Annotated in this window: 5 protein-coding genes; all 5 read right to left on the bottom strand. The window is 40.2% G+C overall.

Annotated features, from left to right (window positions below; genetic code table 11):
- Positions 1 to 13: 13 nt before the first annotated feature.
- The 5 genes from SORDD05_RS08235 to SORDD05_RS08215 all read right to left on the bottom strand — a co-directional run bounded on the left by SORDD05_RS08235 (position 14) and on the right by SORDD05_RS08215 (position 5,599).
- Positions 14 to 1,000 carry a LacI family DNA-binding transcriptional regulator gene (locus tag SORDD05_RS08235; protein WP_061418917.1) on the bottom strand — a complete coding sequence of 329 codons (987 nt, stop codon included), beginning with the start codon at positions 998 to 1,000 and terminating at the stop codon, positions 14 to 16.
- A gap of 9 nt (positions 1,001 to 1,009) precedes the next feature.
- Complete coding sequence (locus tag SORDD05_RS08230) at positions 1,010 to 1,810, bottom strand: DUF1189 domain-containing protein (protein ID WP_061418913.1); 801 nt, start codon at positions 1,808 to 1,810, stop codon at positions 1,010 to 1,012.
- Positions 1,811 to 2,069: 259 nt separating this feature from the next.
- Positions 2,070 to 2,912, bottom strand: a complete 843-nt coding sequence (locus tag SORDD05_RS08225) for a sugar ABC transporter permease (protein WP_061418910.1) — start codon at positions 2,910 to 2,912, stop codon at positions 2,070 to 2,072.
- A 1-nt stretch (position 2,913) separates the two neighbouring features.
- Positions 2,914 to 4,206 carry a sugar ABC transporter permease gene (locus tag SORDD05_RS08220; RefSeq protein ID WP_061418907.1) on the bottom strand — a complete coding sequence of 431 codons (1,293 nt, stop codon included), beginning with the start codon at positions 4,204 to 4,206 and terminating at the stop codon, positions 2,914 to 2,916.
- A gap of 124 nt (positions 4,207 to 4,330) precedes the next feature.
- On the bottom strand, positions 4,331 to 5,599 hold the full coding sequence (locus SORDD05_RS08215) for an extracellular solute-binding protein (protein ID WP_061418904.1): 1,269 nt from the start codon (positions 5,597 to 5,599) through the stop codon (positions 4,331 to 4,333).
- Between the last annotated feature and the right edge of the window lie 427 nt (positions 5,600 to 6,026).

Raw genomic sequence — 6,026 nt, 5'->3', positions numbered from 1 at the left:
CTGGAGCTGGTTTTTATTTTTCGATAATTTTGTGGGCAATCAATTGGCGGTAACAGATTTGTCTGTTGTTTTTTGCGTCATTAATGATCTGTAAAATCGTTTCAAAGGAAACGCGCCCAAGTTCCAGACTATTGATATCGACATAAGCTACGAGGTCAAGTCGAGGGTTGACAGAGTCGAAACTCAAGACAGGAACAGTTAACTGATGCTTACTGATGTAGTCACAAACTCCTTCTGCTAGGAGACTATCGGTTGTGATGATAGCGTCAATCTGCGGATCGTGATTGAACAGGAGTTCACTGAATTGATAACCTTTTTCTTCCAGAAATTCGGTCGCAAAGTAGGTTAAGTTGGTATCAATCGGAAGTTGGTATTGTTTGAGTGCAGACTCATAGCCAGTTAGACGATCTTGTGTTACGAAGAGTCGCTTTGTACCCCCGATAAAGGCAATTCGTTTGCATCCTTTTTTGATGAAATACTCGGTCGCATCAAAGCCCGCTTGTACATTGTCATTATCAACAAGAGGGATAAAGGGTGAAGTGGATTTTCCGAGAATGAGGAAAGGGAACTGCTCATCGGCTACTAGTTTGACCAGAGGGTCTTCTTCTTCAGCGTAGAGGAAAATCAAACCGTCAACACGTTTGCCATAAACCATCTGAGAAATCGCATTGAGACGTTCTTTCTCATCTTTCCCTGTTGCAATCTGAATAGCATAGTGGTTCTCAGATGCGACTTGGGCGATCCCTCGTAGGACAGATGGGAAGAAAGGATTTTGGTAGAAGGCATCCGAGTCGTCAGGCAATACCAAACCGATAACTTGAGTATAGCTGCTAACTAGACTACGAGCATTGAGATTGGGATGGTAGTTGAGTTCCTTCATAGCCTTGCGAACTCGTTTTTTGGTTTCATCGCTAATCGTTGATTTGTTTTGAATAACGCGGGTTACGGTTGAAGGTGAGACACCTGCAGCCTTGGCCACATCTTTAATCGTAACGGGCATAAAAATCTCCTATTTATGATAATCTGGATCACGGAAATGTGTTTTGTAAAAAATGGTGACCAGATAAAGAACAAAAAGAATGTTTTGTACAGTGATCAGGGTTGTCATATTTTGGCCAAAAAGTCCCAAAATAAGCGTAATCAGAGTTGGTAATCCTAAACAGTTCAAGATAAAATGGTAGCACTCTTTAAAGGTCCTAAATGAAAAGAGGCGTGATTTTTTGGTGATATAAAGGAGAAGACTAGCTCCAAGAGAGACAATGAAGAAATTCAATCCAAAGAGGAAGCTAGCACCGAGAACTAGGAAGAGACTGATATAGACCCGATTTTGTTGGTACCAGTCTTTAGAAATAGCCTGGGTCAAAGCTTCCTTACTCTGGAAACTCTCTGTTTGAATCGCGTGGTAGTGAATACGAGTCAGCTCTTTACTTTCCTTGCTGATGATGAGTTCTTCCGTATCAAAATGAAGTTGCAGATCCTTTGGCAATTCCTTGCTTTGGCTTGGACCAATCAAAAGAGAAGGCTGCTGATTTTTAGTACCTGAGTAGTTCAGCTTTCCATCTACGATTTGTGCATTCTCTGACAAGTCCATGATGGCTTCATCTGTCAGTGGAGTGTAGACATTATCGATAAAAGTATCCAGTGGATAGGTTTCCTGCGAGCTGTTTTGAATGGCAATCGGGACCATAGACAAACTGATGAGGAAAATGCTTGTAAAGAGAAGCTGAAACCAGTTGAGGCCGAAACGTTTTGATAGGGGCTTACGAAATCCCCAAATACTAGTAAAATACGAGAATGGATATGGAAGCATAGGCATCTTTCTATAAGTGTTTTCTATATGAGTAATATTATATAGAGAAATGTACTTTATTTCAAGTCTAGGAGATAAATTGCTTGTTGCAAGAATATTATTTACAGTAACAATCGCTAATACTCAATGAAAATCAAAGAGCAAACTAGGAAGCTAGCCGCAGGTTGCTCAAAGCACAGCTTTGAGGTTGGAGATAAAGCTGACGTGGTTTGAAGAGATTTTCGAAGAGTATAAAATGAAAAAGGGTGGCGGGGATAAATTATCCCTTGTCGCCACCACTTGTAAGTCCTGAAACAAAGTTCTTTTGTAGGAAGAAGAAGAGAATACAGATTGGAAGGGCGATGAGGATAGCACCTGCTGAGAAGTAGGCAATCTTCATGTTTTTCACGTTGTTAACGAAGGTTTGGAGACCGACGGCAACAGTAAAGTATTCTTTCTCACGAAGCAAGAAACTAGAGAGAATGTAGTCTCCGAAAGGTCCCATGAAGGCCCATAGAGCTTGTACAGCCACCATTGGGCGAACGAGTGGGAGAACAATTTGCCAGAAGCGGCGGAAGTGTCCAGCACCATCTAGTTTTGCAGATTCGTCTAGAGACATTGGCACGGTATCGAAGTAGCCTTTCATGAGCCAAGCATTCATCGGGATACCTCCACCGACATAGAGGAAGATGAGGAACCAGCTATGGTTAAGGGCGTTCAACATAAGTGCCATAACGAAGAAGGCTGTCAAAGCGGCCATAGTTGGCACCATTTGGATGATCAAGAAGAAGACCAAACTTTGTTTACGAGCCAAGAAGTTGTAACGACTGTAGGCGTAACCTGCAAGTACGATGATACTTGTTTGAACAGCCATTGTGATAAAGGCAATAATCAAAGTATTAAGGTACCAAGTGCCATACAAGGTTTCGGTGAAGAGCCCTTTAAAGTTATCAAAATTGAAGTCGATGTTAGTATCTAGTTTAAAGGCTGCGACGTTACCTGCTTTGAAGGCGGACATGATGGTGATCAAGAGTGGGTAGATGATCACGATTGATAGGCCAATCAAGTAGAGGTAAGTGAGGGTTTGAGTCAGTCTACGTTTGAGTTTGATTGAGTTATTCATCTTAGACGTCCTCCATATCAAATGCGTGTAGTTTCTTGAATGCGATCATAGAGATAGAGATGACAATGATTGAGATAATCAAGGTAACAGCTGCCGCCATAGAGTATTGAGGAGATGTACCTGTTGTCAAACGGTAAATCCATGAAATCAAGATATCAGTTGAACCGGCTCCGCCTCCGACAGTACCAGGACCTCCACCATTAAAGAGATACATGATAGAGAAGTTGTTAAAGTTGAAGGTGTATTGGCTGATCAATGTTGGTGCTGCAACAGCCAAGATCATTGGGAAAGTGATGTTGCGGAATTTTTGCCAAGCATTAGCACCATCGATGTAAGCCGCTTCGTAGAGGTCGTTAGGAATAGACTGCAAGATACCCAAGGTCAAAACGTAGATGTATGGGAATCCAAGCCAACCTTGCATCATAATCAAGGCAACCTTAGTCCAAGTTGGATTTGTTTTCCAAGGGATAAGAGCTCCATCTAGGAAGGGAAGGACCTTAGACAAAAGAGGCAAGACTTGGGTGTTGATGGCACCAACACTATCATTAAACATGTTTGAAAATGTCAAGATAGTGATGAAGGCTGGAACTGCCCAAGGAAGAAGGAAAATAACACCAAAGATACGTTTTCCTTTGATAAATGGTTGGTTAGCAATGATAGCGGTGAAGATACCAATGACAATCTGCAAAGTAGAAGCAGACAAGGCCCAGATAATGGTCCAAGAAAGAACCGAACCAAAGGCTGAACGGAAGGTACTCAAGCTCCAGATATTTGTGAAGTTCGTTAAACCAACCCAGTCCAACAATTTATTTGGTGGCAAGTGTTGGAAGTCATAGTTGGTAAAGGCGATCATCAAGGTTACGATAACTGGGAAGATAATCGCAAATGTCATCGCTACATACGATGGGATAATCAAAAGGTATGGGAATCCATTCTCATAAATACCTTTAATCATATCCTTGAAGGTATGAGCTACAGGAATACCGTTGTTGATACGTTTAGCAGTCGTATGTGCGTCCTTGATATTAAAGATATAAAAGAGCAGGTAGACGACAACAAAGATAGAGTGGAAGGCACCACGAATCAGCATGAAAAGTGAATTGTCACGACCAGGTTTGTCACCAAGTGTGATCAAATTGCTCAATTCAGGGCTTGCAAGTGTTAGAAAATACAGAACAAATAGAACAGTAACACCAAGAAAAATAAATCCTTTAGCTTTTTGTTTGTTATAGATTTGTCCTAAACCAGGAATGATTGACAGCAAGGCTGCTTTGCGAGGCTGTTGTTTTTCCATGATTACTCCTTTCATAGGATGCGAGATAAAACTCGGGTTCAATCGCAAGATACGCATATTTAATAAGAAACGCATCTATACATTCAAAGGGGGATTTCACTTCCACCCCCCTTGAACAAATCAATTATTCACCAAATTTTTGTTTGATTGTTTCTTTGATCAATGTTACAGCATCGTTAGCAGCTGTTTTCGCATCTTTCTTACCACTTACAGCTTCAAAGAGCATTGTTTTAGCCGGATCCCAAACAGCTGACATTTGTGAGATGTTTGGCATTGGTTGAGCGTTCTTGAACTGTTCAATCACGGCTGTTGTCAATTCATCTTTTTTGCCTTCAGCATAAGTACGAGCTTCAGTATTAGCTGGGATTTCGTTAGTAGTATCGTAGAAGGCTTTTTGTTGTTCAGTTGATACAAGGAAGTCTACAAATTTTTGAGCTCCTTCAAGGTTCTTAGTGCTTGCTGGGATAACCCAAGCCTTACCACCACCAAATGTTTCATAGTTTTTACCGTTTGGAAGAGTTGGGATAGTCGTAACACCGTAGTTTACTTTAGCATCTTTGAATGCTTGAGCTTTCCAAGGACCATCGATGATAGCAGCAGTTTTACCTTCTTGGAATTGAGTTTGGATTAAGTTTGGAGCTCCTTCAGTATCTTGCATACCTTTAGGCCATTTATCGTACCAAGTCTTAGCGTAGTTGATAGCTGTAATTGAACCTTCGTTTGCAAGTCCGATATCTTTAGGATCTTTACCGTTTTGACCAAATACATAACCACCATTACCAGCAAGGAGTCCGTATGCGTAGTAGAAGTTTGTCCAGTCAGCTAGGAAGGCAGTAGTTTTGCCATCTTCACCAGCGAAAGCGTATTTGCTGTCTTTAGCAAGGTTTTCCAAATCAGCAAATGTTTTAGGAGCTTCTTTAAGCAAATCTTTGTTATAGTACAAAACGAGTGACTCGATAACAGCTGGAGCACCATAGACTTTACCACCGACAGTTACGAGTGATTTTGTTTTATCGTCTGTCTTTGCACCGTCGCTAAGAGTAACTTCTGAAAGTTGTCCGTCAGTACCAAGGCTACCTACACGGTCGTATGGAGCCATCATAACGTCAGCAGCTTTACCAGATTGGTTGTCAAGTGAAAGGTTGTCAAGACCACCCATTTGGTCTCCTGTTTTGATGGTAACTTTTACGCCAGATTCTTTTTCGTAAGCTTTTGCAGCTGATTCAGCAAAGGCTTTATATTGATCTTCAACGTAGAAAGTGAGTTCTTTTGCCTCTGAAGAGTTAGTATCAGCCGCTTTATCAGAAGATTTACTTCCGCAAGCTACCAAGAGCAAGCTAGCAAGAGTAGCAGTTCCGAGCACAGCAGCGCTCTTCATGAATTTAGATGACATAGTGTATTCCTCCTAAAGAATAACAAAAATAATTTAATGAGAAAACGCAAACGTTTTCTTTTATGTGCCTAGTATAGCACAAACAGAAAACGGTTGCAAGTATTTTTAGAAAAAATTTTAAAAAAATTTTAAGGTTTCAAATATTTGTTAAAGCCTTTATATAAGAAAGAACTTAAAATATTTGTTTTTCTTGAATTGAAAATATATTAGGGAAACGATTGCGTAAATTTGGCTCGATTTTTCAGAAAATAGAGCATAAGTTTGGAATGAATTATCTTAAATCAAAAAAATTTTAAAAAATTTTTCGCTCATTTCATAAAATATCAATGGGAACAAGTTTTGGTTGATTAAAATAATTCAAAAAAATTTTTTAAAAACGCTTGCATTTGTGTTTAAAATGCGCTATACTTAACTTAACGCAAACGTT

Source organism: Streptococcus oralis, from assembly GCF_001578705.1.
In the GTDB taxonomy this organism is placed as follows: Bacteria; Bacillota; Bacilli; order Lactobacillales; family Streptococcaceae; genus Streptococcus; species Streptococcus oralis_J.
The sequence above is the reverse complement of the archived record's forward strand: the minus strand, read 5'-3'. Positions and strand labels throughout refer to the sequence as shown.

Coding starts and splice junctions, on each gene's coding strand:
- SORDD05_RS08235 (WP_061418917.1), bottom strand. CDS start 1,000: ATGCCCGTTACGATTAAAGATGTGGCCAAGGCTGCAGGTGTCTCACCT.
- SORDD05_RS08230 (WP_061418913.1), bottom strand. CDS start 1,810: ATGCTTCCATATCCATTCTCGTATTTTACTAGTATTTGGGGATTTCGT.
- SORDD05_RS08225 (WP_061418910.1), bottom strand. CDS start 2,912: ATGAATAACTCAATCAAACTCAAACGTAGACTGACTCAAACCCTCACT.
- SORDD05_RS08220 (WP_061418907.1), bottom strand. CDS start 4,206: ATGGAAAAACAACAGCCTCGCAAAGCAGCCTTGCTGTCAATCATTCCT.
- SORDD05_RS08215 (WP_061418904.1), bottom strand. CDS start 5,599: ATGTCATCTAAATTCATGAAGAGCGCTGCTGTGCTCGGAACTGCTACT.